The sequence below is a fragment of the Variovorax sp. PMC12 genome (genome assembly GCF_003019815.1).
In the GTDB taxonomy this organism is placed as follows: Bacteria; Pseudomonadota; Gammaproteobacteria; order Burkholderiales; family Burkholderiaceae_C; genus Variovorax.
Map to the genome: position 1 here is coordinate 4,356,127 of NZ_CP027773.1, position 14,558 is coordinate 4,370,684.

15 protein-coding genes are annotated in these 14,558 nt (G+C 68.8%); 10 read left to right on the forward strand and 5 right to left on the reverse strand.

All coding sequences use genetic code 11. The features are described from left to right. Window positions 1–5: 5 nt before the first annotated feature. Both C4F17_RS20135 and C4F17_RS20140 read right to left on the reverse strand, forming a co-directional pair. Window positions 6–1,127, reverse strand: a complete 1,122-nt coding sequence (locus C4F17_RS20135) for an alpha/beta hydrolase family protein (protein WP_106936446.1) — start codon at window positions 1,125–1,127, stop codon at window positions 6–8. Then, window positions 1,120–1,659: a VOC family protein gene (locus tag C4F17_RS20140; RefSeq protein WP_106936448.1), complete on the reverse strand. Its 540-nt coding sequence runs from the start codon at window positions 1,657–1,659 to the stop codon at window positions 1,120–1,122. Before C4F17_RS20140 ends, C4F17_RS20135 begins: the two co-directional genes overlap by 8 nt. A gap of 93 nt (window positions 1,660–1,752) precedes the next feature. Here C4F17_RS20140 and C4F17_RS20145 point away from each other — a divergent pair, with 93 nt between their 5' ends. From C4F17_RS20145 to pyk, 3 genes are all read left to right on the forward strand, one after another. Then, window positions 1,753–2,658 carry a LysR family transcriptional regulator gene (locus C4F17_RS20145; protein ID WP_106936450.1) on the forward strand — a complete coding sequence of 302 codons (906 nt, stop codon included), beginning with the start codon at window positions 1,753–1,755 and terminating at the stop codon, window positions 2,656–2,658. 91 nt (window positions 2,659–2,749) lie between these two features. Then, window positions 2,750–3,943, forward strand: coding sequence for a phosphoglycerate kinase (locus C4F17_RS20150; RefSeq protein WP_106936451.1), 1,194 nt, complete (start codon window positions 2,750–2,752; stop codon window positions 3,941–3,943). Between the two features lie 86 nt (window positions 3,944–4,029). Beyond that, the gene (pyk, locus tag C4F17_RS20155) at window positions 4,030–5,478 is read left to right on the forward strand and encodes a pyruvate kinase (protein ID WP_081268800.1); all 1,449 of its coding nucleotides are present in this window, start codon (window positions 4,030–4,032) and stop codon (window positions 5,476–5,478) included. Between the two features lie 20 nt (window positions 5,479–5,498). Here the strand turns inward: pyk and C4F17_RS20160 are convergent, their stop codons facing one another. After that, a complete protein-coding gene (locus tag C4F17_RS20160; protein WP_106936453.1) occupies window positions 5,499–6,515 on the reverse strand; it encodes a 1-aminocyclopropane-1-carboxylate deaminase in 1,017 nt (338 codons plus the stop codon). A 136-nt stretch (window positions 6,516–6,651) separates the two neighbouring features. On the opposite strand from C4F17_RS20160, the gene C4F17_RS20165 reads away from it, so the two are divergent. The 4 genes from C4F17_RS20165 to C4F17_RS20180 all read left to right on the forward strand — a co-directional run bounded on the left by C4F17_RS20165 (window position 6,652) and on the right by C4F17_RS20180 (window position 10,254). Beyond that, a complete protein-coding gene (locus C4F17_RS20165; protein ID WP_106936454.1) occupies window positions 6,652–7,137 on the forward strand; it encodes an Lrp/AsnC family transcriptional regulator in 486 nt (161 codons plus the stop codon). A gap of 35 nt (window positions 7,138–7,172) precedes the next feature. Further along, on the forward strand, window positions 7,173–8,111 hold the full coding sequence (locus tag C4F17_RS20170; RefSeq protein WP_106936455.1) for an alpha/beta hydrolase: 939 nt from the start codon (window positions 7,173–7,175) through the stop codon (window positions 8,109–8,111). Window positions 8,112–8,176: 65 nt separating this feature from the next. Further along, window positions 8,177–9,241: a class II fructose-bisphosphate aldolase gene (gene fba, locus C4F17_RS20175; RefSeq protein WP_081268804.1), complete on the forward strand. Its 1,065-nt coding sequence runs from the start codon at window positions 8,177–8,179 to the stop codon at window positions 9,239–9,241. A gap of 107 nt (window positions 9,242–9,348) precedes the next feature. Then, window positions 9,349–10,254 (forward strand): phosphoribosylaminoimidazolesuccinocarboxamide synthase, encoded by a 906-nt coding sequence (locus C4F17_RS20180; RefSeq protein WP_081268805.1) that lies wholly within the window; start codon window positions 9,349–9,351, stop codon window positions 10,252–10,254. Between the two features lie 11 nt (window positions 10,255–10,265). On the opposite strand, the gene C4F17_RS20185 is transcribed toward C4F17_RS20180, so the two are convergent. Together C4F17_RS20185 and C4F17_RS20190 are read right to left on the reverse strand one after the other, a co-directional pair. Continuing rightward, on the reverse strand, window positions 10,266–10,721 hold the full coding sequence (locus tag C4F17_RS20185; protein WP_106936456.1) for an META domain-containing protein: 456 nt from the start codon (window positions 10,719–10,721) through the stop codon (window positions 10,266–10,268). A gap of 134 nt (window positions 10,722–10,855) precedes the next feature. Further along, window positions 10,856–11,776, reverse strand: a complete 921-nt coding sequence (locus tag C4F17_RS20190; protein ID WP_081268807.1) for a tetratricopeptide repeat protein — start codon at window positions 11,774–11,776, stop codon at window positions 10,856–10,858. A gap of 36 nt (window positions 11,777–11,812) precedes the next feature. On the opposite strand from C4F17_RS20190, the gene purE reads away from it, so the two are divergent. From purE to C4F17_RS20205, 3 genes are read left to right on the forward strand one after another with little or no spacing between them, the layout of a single operon-like run. Beyond that, entirely contained in the window at window positions 11,813–12,364 is a 552-nt protein-coding gene (purE, locus tag C4F17_RS20195) for a 5-(carboxyamino)imidazole ribonucleotide mutase (protein ID WP_106936457.1), read from the forward strand. Next, the gene (locus C4F17_RS20200) at window positions 12,361–13,551 is read left to right on the forward strand and encodes a 5-(carboxyamino)imidazole ribonucleotide synthase (protein WP_106936458.1); all 1,191 of its coding nucleotides are present in this window, start codon (window positions 12,361–12,363) and stop codon (window positions 13,549–13,551) included. The genes purE and C4F17_RS20200 overlap by 4 nt, the downstream gene beginning before the upstream one ends. Continuing rightward, window positions 13,548–14,549: an L-threonylcarbamoyladenylate synthase gene (locus C4F17_RS20205; RefSeq protein WP_106936459.1), complete on the forward strand. Its 1,002-nt coding sequence runs from the start codon at window positions 13,548–13,550 to the stop codon at window positions 14,547–14,549. The genes C4F17_RS20200 and C4F17_RS20205 overlap by 4 nt, the downstream gene beginning before the upstream one ends. The last annotated feature ends 9 nt before the right edge of the window (window positions 14,550–14,558 follow it).

The window sequence follows — 14,558 nt, forward strand, 5'->3', positions numbered from 1 at the left end:
CTCTTCTACAGCGCGTGGGCGAACTCGGCGATGGCGTCGGCCGCCTGCGGAATCAGGTGCGGCTGGCCCGCCAGGTAGTGGTTGCCGCCCACGATGTCGACGTTGCGGATGCGAGATCCGCCCGCCGCCATCCATGCGTCGCGGGTGCTCGGGAAGGTCGACTGGTCGCCGGTGTAGGTCAGCAGCAGCTTCGGCACCGTGGTGCGCGCGAGGTTGGTCGGCCCGTCGGCCTGCGAGCGCGAGGACCACTGCGACAGGAAGGCCGTGAGCGAGGTGGTGCGGCCCATCGCGTTGGCCGAGTAGTTCACCTGCCGCGCGTCGCCCCACACGCTGCCGGGCAGGCGGTCGTTGGGGTCGAGCGAGACGTCGACGCAGCGCGGATCGGCATGCGTGCGGTAGACGATGAAGGTCTGGTCGCGCGGCGCGCCGGGCGTGTTGCGCAGCAGCGCGAGGCGGTCGAGGCACCACTGCTCGATGCGGTCCAGCCGCGCCTTCTGCGCGGCGCTGAAGCGGGCGAGGAAGTCGCTGTCGTAGGGCACGCGGTGGCGCGGGTCGTACATGTCGAGCTCGGGGTCCACCGAGAGCGGGTCGTGCTCGTCGGTGACAGATGGGTCGATCCAGTCGCGCATCAGCCGGGTGCGGCCCAGGTGCGCGGCGCACAGCGCGATGCCGTCCACCGGGGGCAGGTCGCCCGGGTGCAGGTGCGTCGGGTCGCCGTCGGGCAGGTGCGTGGCGGTGAGCTTCTCGGCCTGCGCCTGGTAGAAGGCCGAGAGCGCGGCGCCGCCGGAGTTGCCGACGAGGAACACCTTCTCGTAGCCCGCCGCGCGCAGGTACTGCACGCCGGCGCCCAGGTCTTGAATGGCGCGCTCCATCAGCAGCACCGTGTCGTTCCCCACGAAGCGCGAGTTCAGCCCCATGCAGCAGATGCCGCGCTCGGCCAGCGGGCCGATCAGGTAGTGGCCCATGAAGTTGCTGGTCGGGTGCATCACGATGGCCGCGACCTTCTTCGGCCCCTGCGGTGCCTGGCAGGCGCCGTAGATGCGCGGGCGCAGCAGCTGCAGGCCCGACTGGCTCTCCATCGAGGCGCCGGGCTTCACGTCGATGACGGCGAGTTGCAGCTCAGGCATTCGACGCACTCCTCGCAGCGCGCAGCTCGGCCTTGCGCGCGGTCCAGGCGTCCAGGTCGGCACGGGCGCGCAGGGCATGCGCGTCCATCTCGGACTGAGGCACGGTCGGCGTGGTCAGCTCCACGCGGATGCCGTTGGGGTCGAAGAAGTAGATCGACTCGATGATGTGGTGGTCGGTCACGCCCAGCACCTCGACGCCTGCGCCCTCGAGCCGCGCCTTGGCGGCCAGCAGGTCGTCCACCGAATCGACGCGCAGCGCGATGTGGTTCACCCATGCGGGCGTGTTGGGCGAGGGCAGCGCTGCAACGTCGTCGCCCAGGTCGAAGAAGGCGATGTACGAGCCGTCGCGCATCTGGAAAAAGATGTGCACGTAGGGGCAGTACTCGCCCGTGCTCGGCACGTGGTCGCTCTTGATGACGTGGGCCAGCGGCAGGCCCAGCAGGTCTTCGTAGAAGCGGCGGGTTTCCTCGCTGTCGCGGCAGCGCCAGGCGAAGTGGTGCAGCCCGCGCACGGGCGGTGGTGGGGTTGGCATGGCTCTGGTGTCTCCGTTGAGCCGGTATTGGGCGACGCCGGGTCTTATGATGCAATCGAAATTAATTCATCGATTGATGAAATAACCATATATATGAACCTGACCCTGCGCCAGTTGCGCGCATTCGCCGCCGTGGCCGAAAGCGGCAGCTTCACCGCCGCGGCGCAGCAACTGCACCTCACGCAGTCGGCGCTCAGCGTGCTGGTGCGCGAGCTCGAACGCGAAATGGGCGTGCAGCTGCTCCACCGCAACACCCGCAGCGTGCAGCTGTCGGAGGCGGGGCGCGAGTTTTTGCCGTCGGTGCACCGGCTGCTCGGCGACCTGGCGGGCGCGGTGGCTGGCGTCACCGACCTGCGTGACAAGAAGAAAGGCTTGTTGCGGCTTGCGGCGCCGCAGCTCATGGCCTGCACGCTGATGCCGCGCGTCATCGCGGTCTACCGCGAGGCCTATCCCGACGTGGACGTGCGGCTGGCCGACACCCTGCCGGAGCACCTGCTGGCGGGCGTGAGCGCCGGCGACGTGGAGCTGGCCGTGGGCCAGGACGTGGCGGTGGACGGCGCCATCGAGCGCCGCACGCTGTTCCGAGACCGGCACTGGCTGATCTGCCCGCCGGAACACGCCTTCGCCAACCGCCGCAAGGTGCGCTGGCACGAACTGGGCCCCTACACCTTCATCGCGCCCACGCGCGACTTCCGCCAGCGCGTGCTGCCCGAGCTGGCGCCGGCCGAGCGCGACTACATGCTGCGCCCCGGCACGCAGGAGGTTTCGTACATGACCACCGCGCTCGGCATGGTGGCCTCGGGGCTGGGGCTCACGGTGTGCCCGACCTATTCCGCGCCGCTGGTGCGCGCCCACGGGCTGCGCATGGTGCGGCTCGAGTCGCCCGACTTCCACCGCGAGGTTTGCGTCTACAGCGCGGCCCGGCGCAGCCTTTCGCCGGCTGCCGCGGGCTTCGTCGAGATCCTGGAGCAGTTCGCCAGCGCGCAGCAAAAGGCCTGAAAAGCATCGGCCCGCGGCAACAGGCGCTCAGGGCGGGCAAAGTGCAAAACCTACAATGCAGGCCGACCCGTCTTCCACCTCTTCCAGACCCATGAACGTCATTCGATTCACCGACCTCTGCGCACAGGGCAAAGCCGCCGGCCAGCGCGTCTTCATCCGTGCCGACCTCAACGTGCCGCAGGACGACGCCGGCAACATCACCGAAGACACGCGCGTGCGCGCCTCGGTGCCCTGCATCCAGCTGGCGCTCGACGCCGGCGCGGCCGTGATGGTCACCTCGCACCTGGGCCGCCCGACCGAAGGCGAATTCAAGCCCGAAGACTCCCTGGCCCCCGTCGCCAGGCGCCTGGGCGAGCTGCTCGGCCGTGAAGTGCCGCTGGTCGCCAACTGGGTCGACGGCGTCGACGTCAAGCCCGGCCAAGTCGTGCTGCTCGAGAACTGCCGCGTCAACAAGGGCGAGAAGAAGAACGACGAGGCGCTGGCCCGCAAGCTGGCCGCGCTCACCGACATCTACGTGAACGACGCCTTCGGCACCGCCCACCGCGCCGAGGCCACCACCTACGGCATCGCGCAGTTCGCCAAGATCGCCGCCGCCGGCCCGCTGCTGGCCGCCGAGATCGACGCCATCACCAAGGCGCTGGCGCAGCCCAAGCGGCCGCTGGTGGCCATCGTGGCGGGCTCGAAGGTCAGCACCAAGCTCACCATCCTCAAGAGCCTGTCGGCCAACGTCGACCAGCTGATCGTGGGCGGCGGCATCGCCAACACCTTCATGCTGGCCGCCGGCCTGAAGATCGGCAAGTCGCTGGCCGAGCCCGACCTGGTCGACCAGGCCAAGGCGGTGATCGACGCCATGCGCGCGCGCGGCGCCGACGTGCCGATTCCGGTGGACGTGGTCACGGCCAAGACCTTCGCGGCCGACGCGGCCGCCACCGTCAAGGACGCGAGCGACGTGGCCGACGACGACCTGATCCTGGACATCGGCCCCAAGACCGCCGCGATCCTGGCCGCGCAGCTGCGCGAAGCCGGCACCATCGTCTGGAACGGCCCGGTGGGCGTGTTCGAGTTCGACGCCTTCGCGGGCGGCACCAAGGCCATCGCGCAGGCGATTGCCGAGAGCAGCGCGTTCTCGATCGCCGGCGGCGGCGACACGCTGGCGGCCATCGCCAAGTACGGCATCGAGAAGCAGGTCGGCTACATCTCGACCGGCGGCGGCGCCTTCCTGGAAGTGCTGGAGGGCAAGACCCTGCCGGCCTTCGAGATCCTGTCCAGGCGCGCGGCCGGCTGATGCCGGCGGCGGGAAAGCCCGTGGGGTGACTTCCGTCAGACACACAAAGTGTATACAGTAGCGAATACAAAACGGAGACTACCCTCATGAGCACGGACCGCATTCCCCGCCACGCCACCAAGATCGTTGCCACGCTCGGTCCGGCGTCCAACACGCCGGAACTGCTGGAAAAGATGATCCTGGCCAAGGTCAGCGTGGTGCGGCTGAACTTCAGCCACGGCACGGCGCAGGACCACATCGACCGCGCGGCCATGGTGCGCGAAGCCGCTCGCAAGACGGGCCGCGAAGTGGCCATCATGGCCGACCTGCAGGGCCCCAAGATCCGCGTGGGCAAGTTCGCGCAGGGCAAGGTCTGGCTGGAGCCGGGCGCCAAGTTCGTGCTCGACGCCTCGCGCACCGAGCCCGGCGACGTCGATGCCGTGGGCCTGGACTACAAGGACCTGCCGCGCGACGTGAAGCCCGGCGACAAGCTGCTGCTGAACGACGGCCTCATCGTGCTCACGGTCGACGCCGTCAAGGGCGAGGCGGTGCACACCACCGTCAAGCTCGGCGGCGAGCTGTCGAACAACAAGGGCATCAACAAGCAGGGCGGCGGCCTCACGGCGCCCGCGCTGACGGCCAAGGACATGGAAGACATCAAGACCGCGATGAGCTTCCAGGCCGACTACGTGGCCGTGAGCTTCCCCAAGAACGCCACCGACATGGAAATGGCGCGCCAGCTGTGCAACGTGGCCGCGGCCGAGTACGGCCACAAGCCCGGCATGATCGCCAAGATCGAGCGGGCCGAAGCCATTCCCAAGCTGGAAGAGATCCTGCGCGCCAGCGACGGCATCATGGTCGCGCGCGGCGACCTCGCCGTGGAAGTGGGCAACGCGGCAGTGCCCGCGCTGCAGAAGAAGATGATCCGCATGGCGCGCGACATGGACAAGGTGGTCATCACCGCGACCCAGATGATGGAGTCGATGATCACCAACCCCGTGCCCACGCGCGCCGAGGTGAGCGACGTGGCCAACGCCGTGCTCGACGGCACCGACGCCGTGATGCTCTCCGCCGAGACCGCCTCGGGCCGCTACCCGCTCGAGACCGTGCAGGAGATGAGCCGCATCTGCGAAGCCGCGGAAGCGGCCGAAGACAAGACGCTCGACGCCGACTTCAGCGGCAAGACCTATAGCCGCATCGACCAGTCGATCGCCATGGGCGCGCTGTTCACGGCGCACCACCTGGGCGCCAAGGCCATCGTGGCGCTGACCGAGTCCGGCGCCACCATGCTGTGGATGAGCCGCCACCGCGCGCACATTCCCATGTACGCGCTGACCTCGCGGCTGGCCACGCAGCGCAAGCTGGCGCTGTACCGCAACGTGCGCCCGCTGCTGATGGACTCGGAAAGCGACCGCGACACCGCGCTGCTGCAGGCCGAGAACCACCTGAAGAAGCGCGGCATCGTGCAGACCGGCGACGTCTACGCCATCACCTGCGGCGAGCCGATGGGTGCCCCCGGCGGCACCAACATGCTCAAGATCTGCAGGGCGAGCTGAACCCGCCCGGCTGAGCTTGCTCAGCCGTTGCGGAACAGGAAGCTGTAGGCGTTCAGCGCGGGCACCCCGCCCAGGTGCGCATACAGCACCTTCGAGCCGGCCGGGAATTCACCCAGCCGCACCTTCTCGATCATCCCGTGCATCGACTTGCCCTCGTACACGGGGTCGGTCAGCATGCCCTCGAAGCGCGCGCTCAGGCGAATGGCCTCCAGCGTGCCCTCGTTCGGCAGGCCGTATTCGGGGCCGCCGAAGCGGCGGTCGAGCACCACGTCTTTCTCGGTGATGTCGCGGCCCAGCTCGACCAGCTCGGCCGTGTTCTTCGCGATGCGCACGATCTGCTCGAAGGTCTGCTGCGGCTTGGCCGAGGCGTCGATGCCGATCACCCGGTCGGCCCGGCCGTCGGCCGCAAAGCCCACCACCATGCCGGCCTGCGTGCTGCCGGTGACCGAACAGACCACGATGTAGTCGAACTTGAAGCCCAGCTCGGCCTCCTGCTGGCGCACTTCCTCGGCAAAGCCCACGAAGCCGAGCCCGCCGCGCGGATGCTCCGAGCAGCCCGCCGGAATCGGGAACGGCTTGCCGCCGGCCTTGCGCACGCTCTCCATCGCGTCTTCCCAGCTCTTGCGGATGCCGATGTCGAAGCCGGAGGCATCGAGCCGAACGTCGGCGCCCATGATGCGCGACATCTCGATGTTGCCCACGCGGTCGTACACCGCGTCGGAGTAGTTGACCCAGTTCTCCTGCACCAGCACGCACTTCAGGCCCAGGTGCGCGGCCACCGCGGCCACCTGCCGCGTCTGGTTCGACTGGATGCCGCCGATCGACACCAGCGTGTCGTAGCCGCCTTCCAGCGCCTCGGGAATCAGGTATTCGAGCTTGCGCGTCTTGTTGCCGCCGAAGGCCAGGCCGCTGTTGCAGTCCTCGCGCTTGGCGTACAGGTCGACCTTGCCGCCCAGATGGGCGCTCAGCCGCTTCAGCGGGTGGATCGGCGTCGGGCCGAAGGTCAGGGCGTGGCGGGGAAATTTCTTCAGGTTCATGAGGCTGGCTCCGGTGCGTTGAAGCCATCGATCGTAGGAAGAAGGCTTCGCAACGTGCTTGCGAAGTTTGGTGGCTTTCCGTAAGAAAAAAAGGCAGGATCGGCATATTCAGGAATTTCAATCTGCAAGGCAGCCGATGAGCACAACAAAGTTGCGTACACCGCCGGAGCTGGACCGCATCGACCGCGCCATCCTGCGCGCCATGCAGCGCGACTCCTCGCTGTCGAACGTGGCGCTCGCGGCCAAGGTCAACCTCAGCGCCGCGGCCTGCCTGCGCCGGGTCGAGCGGCTCAAGGCGGCGGGGCTCATCAAGGGCGTGGTGGCGCTGCTCGATGCCGATGCGCTCGACCTCGGCATGCTGGTGATGATCGGCGTGGTGCTCGACCGCTCCACGCCCGACTCCTTCGCCGACTTCGAGAAGGCCGCGCAGAAGGTCCTGGGCTGCCTCGAATGCCACGTGGTGACCGGCGAGTTCGACTACTTCATGCTCGTGCGCACCCGCGACAACGACAGCTTCAACCGCCTGCACGCCGAGCAGCTGCTCTACCTGCCCGGGGTGCGCCAGATCCGCACCTTCGTCGTTCTCAAGCAGGTGCTGTCAACCACGCAGCTTCCGATCTGACGAAACCGCCGCCCGCCTTCGTGCGTACTGGTGCGATGAGCTTTCCCACCTTCGCCACCTTCGAGTCCCTCCGCCGGCGCCGCAGCGCTTTCTTCACCGCCTTCACAGTCACCGCCGCCGCCGTGCTCTCGGCCTGTTCGCCGGTCAAGGTGCTCAACGGGCTGGTGCCCGGCGACACCTACCAGTTCCAGGGCGGCATCGCCTACGGCCAGGCGCCGCGCCAGCTGCTCGACGTGTACCAGCCGCTGCCGTCCACGCAACCGGCGCGGGGCTCCCGCCCGCTGGTGGTGTTCTTCTTCGGCGGCACCTGGACCAACGGCGACCGCGCCAGCTACAAGTTCGTCGGCGAGGCGCTGGCCGCGCGCGGCGCGGTGGTGGTGGTTCCCGACTACGGCCTGTCGCCCACCTTCACCTATCCGGTCTTCGTGCGCGACAGCGCGCTGGCCGTGAAATGGGCGCTCGACAACGCCGCGCAGTTGGGCGCCGACCCGAAGCAGGTCTACGTGATGGGCCACAGCTCGGGCGGCTACAACGCCGCGATGGTGGCGCTGGATGATCGCTGGCTGGCCGAGGTGGGCGCCAGCCCCAGGCAGCTCGCGGGCTGGATCGGCCTGGCCGGGCCCTACGACTTCCTGCCCATCGGCGACCCGCAGGCGCAGGCCGCCTTCAACTGGCCGGACACCCCGCCCGACTCGCAGCCGCTGGCGCACGTCACGTCCACATCGCCCCGCGCGCTGCTCCTGGCGGCCTCCAAGGACAACCTGGTCTACCCCGACCGCAACACCGGGCGGATGGCCCAGGCGCTGCGCGCGGCGGGCGTTCCGGTGCAGGTCAGGCTGTACGACAACCTGAGCCACGTGACGCTGATCGGCGCTTTCGCCAAGCCGATCCAGTGGCTGGGCGGGCCGGTGCTGCCGCCGGTCATGGAGTTCCTCGGGTTGGCGTCAGTGCCGTCCGACAAGGCCGCTCGGTAGAATTGGAGTAGTTTTTCTCGTCTTCCAGCCTTCTCTTTTTCCAATTTCCCGCGAGGTATTTCCCCATGGCACTCGTCTCGATGCGCGAACTGCTCGACCATGCCGCAGCCAATGGCTACGGCATTCCGGCCTTCAACGTCAACAACCTCGAACAGGTCCAGGCCGTGATGGAGGCCGCCAAGGAAACCGGCGCCCCCGTCATCCTGCAAGCCAGCGCAGGCGCGCGCAAATACGCCGGCGAAGCCTTCATCAAGCACCTGATCCAGGCCGCCATCGAGCAGTACCCGAACATCCCGCTGGTCATGCACCAGGACCACGGCCAGAACCCCGACGTCTGCAAGGGCGCCATCGACCTGGGCTTCAGCTCGGTCATGATGGACGGCTCGCTCGAGGCCGACGGCAAGACCATCGCCAGCTACGACTACAACGTCGACGTCACCAAGAAGGTGTCCGACATGGCCCACCGCCTGGGCGTGACGGTCGAAGGCGAGCTGGGCTGCCTCGGCTCGCTCGAGACCATGAAGGGCGACAAGGAAGACGGCCACGGCACCGACGACACCATGACGCGCGAACAGCTGCTCACCGACCCCGAGCAGGCCGCCGACTTCGTTAAGCGCACCCAGATCGACGCGCTGGCCATCGCCATCGGCACCAGCCACGGCGCCTACAAGTTCACGCGCGAGCCCACCGGCGACATCCTGGCCATCGACCGCATCAAGGAAATCCACCGCCGCATTCCCAACACCCACCTGGTGATGCACGGCTCGTCGAGCGTGCCGCAGGAGCTGCTGGCCATCATTCGCCAGTACGGCGGCAACATGAAGGAAACCTACGGCGTGCCCGTCAAGGAAATCCAGGAAGCCATCAAGCACGGCGTGCGCAAGATCAACATCGACACCGACATCCGCCTGGCCATGACCGGCGCGGTGCGCAAGTTCCTGTTCGAGAACCCCGAGAAGTTCGATGCCCGCGAATGGCTCAAGCCCGCGCGCGAAGCCGCCAAGCTGATCTGCAAGCAGCGCTACATCGAGTTCGGCTGCGAAGGCCAGGGCGCCAAGATCAAGGGCGACACGCTGCAAGTGGTTGCCGCCAAGTACGCCAAGGGCGAGCTGGCTCAGGAAGTCGTTTAAAAACCTCTCCGCGATTCGAAGGCCACCGTTCGCGGTGGCTTTTTTCTGCGCGCACAATCCGCTTTCACCGTCTTTCAGTTTCCGTCGTTTCCCCACCGCAATTGCCCATGACCACCGTCCACACCTCCTCCATCCAGAGCCTGCCCCTGCTTGCGCGCGGCAAGGTGCGCGACAACTACGCCGTCGGTGAAGACCGCATCCTCATGGTCGCGAGCGACCGGCTGAGCGCCTTCGACGTCATCATGGGCGAGCCGATTCCCGGCAAGGGCGAGATCCTGACCCAGATGGCGCTGTGGTGGTTCGAGCGGCTCGGCCAGCTGTGCCCCAACCACCTGACCGGCGATGCGCCCGAGAGCGTGGTCACCGAGGCCGAGGTGCCGCAGGTCACCGGCCGCTCGATGCTGGTCAAGCGCCTGAAGCCGATCCCGGTCGAGGCCGTGGTGCGCGGCTACCTGGCCGGCAGCGGCTGGAAGGAATACCAGGAAAGCCAGTCGGTCTGCGGCGTGCCGCTGCCCGAGGGCCTGACCAACGCCAGCAAGCTGCCGCGCCCCATCTTCACGCCCGCGGCCAAGGCCGCGGCCGGCGAGCACGACGAGAACATCAGCTACGAGCGCGTGGTCGAGATCGTCGGCCCCAAGCTGGCCCAGCAGATCCGCGAGACCAGCATCGCCATCTACGAAACCGCGGCGCAGATCGCCCTGGCCAAGGGGATGATCATTGCCGACACCAAGTTCGAGTTCGGCCTCGACGAAGCCGGCACGCTGGTGCTGATGGACGAGGTGCTCACGCCCGACAGCTCGCGCTACTGGCCGGTGGAGGGCTACCAGGCCGCGCTGGCCGCCGGCGCCAACCCGCCGAGCTACGACAAGCAGTTCGTGCGCGACTGGCTCGAAGCCACCAAGATCAACGGCAAGCCCTGGGACAAGACGCCGCCGGCGCCGCGCCTGCCGGCCGAGGTCATCGAGAAGACCGCCGCCAAGTACCGCGAGGCGCTCGAGCGCCTCACCGGCTGATCAGCGGCTGATCAGCGCGCTCCGGCCGAGCTGAAGGTCGCCACGGTCCGGCCGCCGGCGTCCAGCAGCGCCAGCCGGCCCGGCCCCGCGAGGCTGTAGCTCGCGGTGTTCTGCAGCGCCGAAATGAACTGCGCCTCGTTGGCGCCGCGCGTCGGGTCGAGGCAGGCCATGCGGGTCGAGGCCAGCTGGCCGATCTTCAGCGAGATGCCAGCGCGCGTGAACGAACCCGAAAGGCGGTTGCAGCCGCCCGATCCGCTGACCCGTCCGCTGCTGCGGTCGAACTGAACCTGCGCGCCGCTGTTGGGCGCGATGGTCTCGTCGCCCAGCTGCACCAAGCGCCAGGTCGGCCCCTCGATCGGTTCGTCCAGGCTGATGCCGCTCCCGCATCCGGCCAGGGTGGTCGACAGCGCCGCCGCCGCGAGGGCAAGCAGTGCGATGCGGCTGGTGGGGCGGGCGAATGAGCGCATGGCCGGTCTTTCCTTTTCAAATCTGCAACAAGTTGAATCGGGCGTGATCGTATGCGACCGCGCCGGCCGCGCCAATGCCGTCCCCGCGTGCGGCCGGGCCATGAAAAAAGCGACCCGGAGGCCGCTTTGGGGGATCAGCTCAGCACCACGCTGCTCAGGCGGCGGCGGTAGGTGGCCACCACCGGGTCGTCCGGCGGGATCTGGCCGTCGGCCACCTTGACCTTCGGCGGCTCGATCAGGTCGAGGATCGCGATGTAGGTCTTGCGCGCGAGGTCTTCGCTCCAGGTCTTGTCGCGCATCAGGATGTCGAGCAGCTCGTCCATCGCGTCGGTCCAGCGCTGGGCGGCCATCAGCAGGCGGGCGCGGCCGAAGCGGGCGTCGAAGTCGCGCTTGTTGGCCGCGATCTTCGCGTCGAAATCGGCGACGGCCGGCGCGGCACCGGTGGGCGGTGCTGCGAAATCGATAGCATCCATCCAGCGCTGCAGCGCGTCGAAGCGGCGCACCAGCGTGGTCTTGGCGATCACCGGGGCGAACGCGACCTTGGCGTCGTCGTGGCGGCCTTCCTGCAGCAGCAGCTTGACGTAGTCGAAGCGGGCGTCGTCGTTGGCGGGGTCGGTGGCCACGGCGTGCTGCAGCTTCTCGAGCGCGCCCTGGGTGTCGCCGCCGGCCAGCGCTTCCTGCGCGGCGGCTTCTTCCGAGGCAGCCTCGGCTTCGTCGGCGCCGGGCACGTGCTTGTCGAGGAATTCACGGATCTTCTCGGCCGGAATGGCGCCGACGAAGCCGTCCACGGGCTGGCCGTCCTTGAACATCACGCAGAACGGGATGCTGCGCACGCCGAACATCTCCGACAGCTGGGAGGAGATCTGCGGCACCTTGTCGGCGTCGAGCTTGGCCAGCGTGAAGCGGCCGCCGTACTCGACTTCGAGCTTTTCGAGCACCGGGCCGAGCTGTTTGCAGGGGCCGCACCATTCGGCCCAGATGTCCAGCAGCACCGGCGTGGCGACCGAGCCTTCGATCAGTTCGGCCTGGAAATTTTCGAGAGTGATGTCGATCATCGGAACCAACTGAGGGTGAAACGTAAAATTGAAACCATGAACGAAACCATTCAGGTCGGTGTAGTGATGGGCTCGAGCTCCGATTGGGAGACGATGCGCAACGCGGTCGAGATTCTCCAGCAATTCGGAATCAGCCACGAGGCAAAGGTGGTCTCGGCCCATCGCATGCCCGATGCGCTCTTCGCGTATGCCGAAAGCGCCGCCGGGCGCGGGCTCGCCGCGATCATCGCCGGCGCGGGCGGGGCGGCCCACCTGCCGGGCATGCTGGCGTCCAAGACCACGGTGCCGGTGCTCGGCGTGCCGGTGGCCAGCCGCCACCTGCAGGGCGTCGATTCGCTCTACAGCATCGTGCAGATGCCCAAGGGCGTGCCGGTGGCCACCTTTGCCATCGGCAACGCCGGCGCGGCCAACGCGGCGCTGTTCGCGGTGTCGATGCTGGCGGTGAACGACCCGGCGCTGCGCGCGAAGCTCGACGCCTTCCGCACGGCCCAGACCGCCGCCGCCGAAGCCATGACGCTGCCGCCGGCGCCCGCTGGCGAAGCACCCCCCGTGTCCCCCTTCTCGCCCCAGGGCGGAGGTGCCCTGTGAGCAATGCCGACCTGCCCATTCTTCCGGGCGCCACGCTCGGCGTGCTCGGCGGCGGACAGCTGGGGCGCATGTTCGTCCACGCTGCGCAGCGCATGGGCTATTTCACGGCGGTGCTCGACCCCGACACCGACAGCCCCGCCGGCCGCGTGAGCCACCACCACATCCACACCGACTACGACGACGTCGACGGCCTCGCCCGCCTGGCCGGGCTGGCCGACGCGGTGACGACCGAGTTCGAGAACGTGCCCGCGCCTTCGCTGGAGCACCTGGCGGTGGCGCGGCCGGTGTCGCCGGGCGCCCCGGCCATCGCCATCGCGCAGGACCGCATCGCCGAGAAGGCGCACTTCACCCGCTGCGGCGTGCCCTGCGCGCCCTACGCGGCCATCGAGACGGCAGCCCAGCTGGCCGCGGTGGACGACAGCCTGCTGCCCGGCATCCTGAAGACCGCGCGCCTGGGCTACGACGGCAAGGGCCAGCAGCGCGTGAAGACGCGCGCCGAGCTGGTCGATGCCTGGCAGGCCACGGGCTGCGTGCCCTGCGTGCTCGAGAAGATGCTGCCGCTCGAATTCGAGTGCTCGGTGATCCTCGCGCGCGGCCGCGACGGGCAGGTCGTGCACTTTCCGCCGCAGCGCAACCTGCACCGCGACGGCATACTGGCCGTCACCGAGGTGCATCCGCAGAACATGCCCAAGACGGTGGCGCAGGGCGCCATCAATTCGGCCAAGAGCATCGCCAACGGGCTGGGCTACGTAGGCGTGCTGTGCGTCGAGTTCTTCGCGCTGGCCGACGGCTCGCTGGTGGTGAACGAGATGGCGCCGCGCCCGCACAACAGCGGCCACTACACGATGGAAGCCTGCGACGTGTCGCAGTTCGAGCTGCAGGTGCGCACGCTCGCCGGCCTGCCGCTGGCCGCGCCGCGCCAGCACAGCCCGGCCATCATGCTCAACCTGCTGGGCGACCTGTGGTTCCCGGCCGATGCCGACAAGCCGGTCTCCCCGCGCTGGAGCGAAGTGCTGGCACTGCCGGGCGTGCACCTGCACCTCTACGGCAAGATGGAACCGCGCCGCGGCCGCAAGATGGGCCACCTCACGCTCACCGGCGCCACGCTCGACGCGGTGCGCGCCACGGCCTCGCAGGCAGCGCTGCTGCTGGGCCTGCCGGCGGTGACCTCCACCGACCTCGCATGATCCTCGACGGCCGCTCCCCGGACGCCATCGCCGAAGCCGTGCGCGTGCTGCGCGCGGGCGGGCTGGTCGCCTTCCCGACCGAAACCGTCTACGGCCTGGGCGCCGACGCGAGCAGCGACACCGCCGTGGCCGGCATCTTCAAGGCCAAGGGGCGGCCCGCCGACCATCCGCTGATCGTGCACGTGGCGGCCGGCGTCAAGGGCACCGAATCGCTGTCGCGCTTCGCCCAGCCGCTGCCGGCTTTCGCGCAGAAGCTGGTGCAGGCCTTCTGGCCCGGCCCGCTCACGCTGATCGTCACGCGCCAGCCCGGCGTGGGCGCGGCGGCGGCCGGCGGGCAGGACACCATCGGTCTGCGCTGCCCCTCGCATCCGGTGGCGCAGGCGCTGCTGCAGGCCTGCGCCGAGCAGGGCGTGCCGGGGCTCGCGGGCCCCAGCGCCAACCGCTTCGGCCGCGTCAGCCCGACCACGGCGCAGCATGTGCAAGACGAATTCGGCGACGCGCTGCCGGTGGTCGACGGCGGGGCCTGCGAGGTCGGCATCGAGTCGACCATCGTCGACTGCAGCCGCGGCGCGCCCGTGCTGCTGCGCCCCGGCCTCATCACCCGCGCGCAGATCGAGGCGGCCTGCGGCGAGAAGCTGGCCGACCGCGAAGTGCTCGAGACACCCGACCCGCGCGCCTCGGGCACGCTGGAGGCGCACTACGCGCCCGACGCCAAGGTGCGCCTGATGGACGCCAAGGCCATCCAGACCGGGCTCGACGTGCTGGGCGCCAACGCCGCGCACATCGCCGTGTGGTCGCGCGCCGTGGTGCGCAGCCGTTCGCAGCGCGTGCTGCTGCGGCGCATGCCCGACGACGCAGCGGCCAGCGCGCAGCAGCTGTTCGCCGTGCTGCGCGCGTTCGACACCGAAGGCGTCAAGCTGATCTGGGTCGAGACCCCGCCCGACGCGCCCGAGTGGGAAGGCGTCAAAGACCGCCTGCAGCGCGCAGCGGCCGCCTGATACCGCGTT

Coding starts and splice junctions, on each gene's coding strand:
- C4F17_RS20150 (WP_106936451.1), top strand. CDS start 2,750: ATGAACGTCATTCGATTCACCGACCTCTGCGCACAGGGCAAAGCCGCC.
- C4F17_RS20170 (WP_106936455.1), top strand. CDS start 7,173: ATGAGCTTTCCCACCTTCGCCACCTTCGAGTCCCTCCGCCGGCGCCGC.
- C4F17_RS20160 (WP_106936453.1), bottom strand. CDS start 6,515: ATGAACCTGAAGAAATTTCCCCGCCACGCCCTGACCTTCGGCCCGACG.
- C4F17_RS20135 (WP_106936446.1), bottom strand. CDS start 1,127: ATGCCTGAGCTGCAACTCGCCGTCATCGACGTGAAGCCCGGCGCCTCG.
- purE (WP_106936457.1), top strand. CDS start 11,813: ATGAACGAAACCATTCAGGTCGGTGTAGTGATGGGCTCGAGCTCCGAT.
- C4F17_RS20145 (WP_106936450.1), top strand. CDS start 1,753: ATGAACCTGACCCTGCGCCAGTTGCGCGCATTCGCCGCCGTGGCCGAA.
- C4F17_RS20180 (WP_081268805.1), top strand. CDS start 9,349: ATGACCACCGTCCACACCTCCTCCATCCAGAGCCTGCCCCTGCTTGCG.
- C4F17_RS20185 (WP_106936456.1), bottom strand. CDS start 10,721: ATGCGCTCATTCGCCCGCCCCACCAGCCGCATCGCACTGCTTGCCCTC.
- C4F17_RS20205 (WP_106936459.1), top strand. CDS start 13,548: ATGATCCTCGACGGCCGCTCCCCGGACGCCATCGCCGAAGCCGTGCGC.
- C4F17_RS20165 (WP_106936454.1), top strand. CDS start 6,652: ATGAGCACAACAAAGTTGCGTACACCGCCGGAGCTGGACCGCATCGAC.
- C4F17_RS20140 (WP_106936448.1), bottom strand. CDS start 1,659: ATGCCAACCCCACCACCGCCCGTGCGCGGGCTGCACCACTTCGCCTGG.
- fba (WP_081268804.1), top strand. CDS start 8,177: ATGGCACTCGTCTCGATGCGCGAACTGCTCGACCATGCCGCAGCCAAT.
- pyk (WP_081268800.1), top strand. CDS start 4,030: ATGAGCACGGACCGCATTCCCCGCCACGCCACCAAGATCGTTGCCACG.
- C4F17_RS20190 (WP_081268807.1), bottom strand. CDS start 11,776: ATGATCGACATCACTCTCGAAAATTTCCAGGCCGAACTGATCGAAGGC.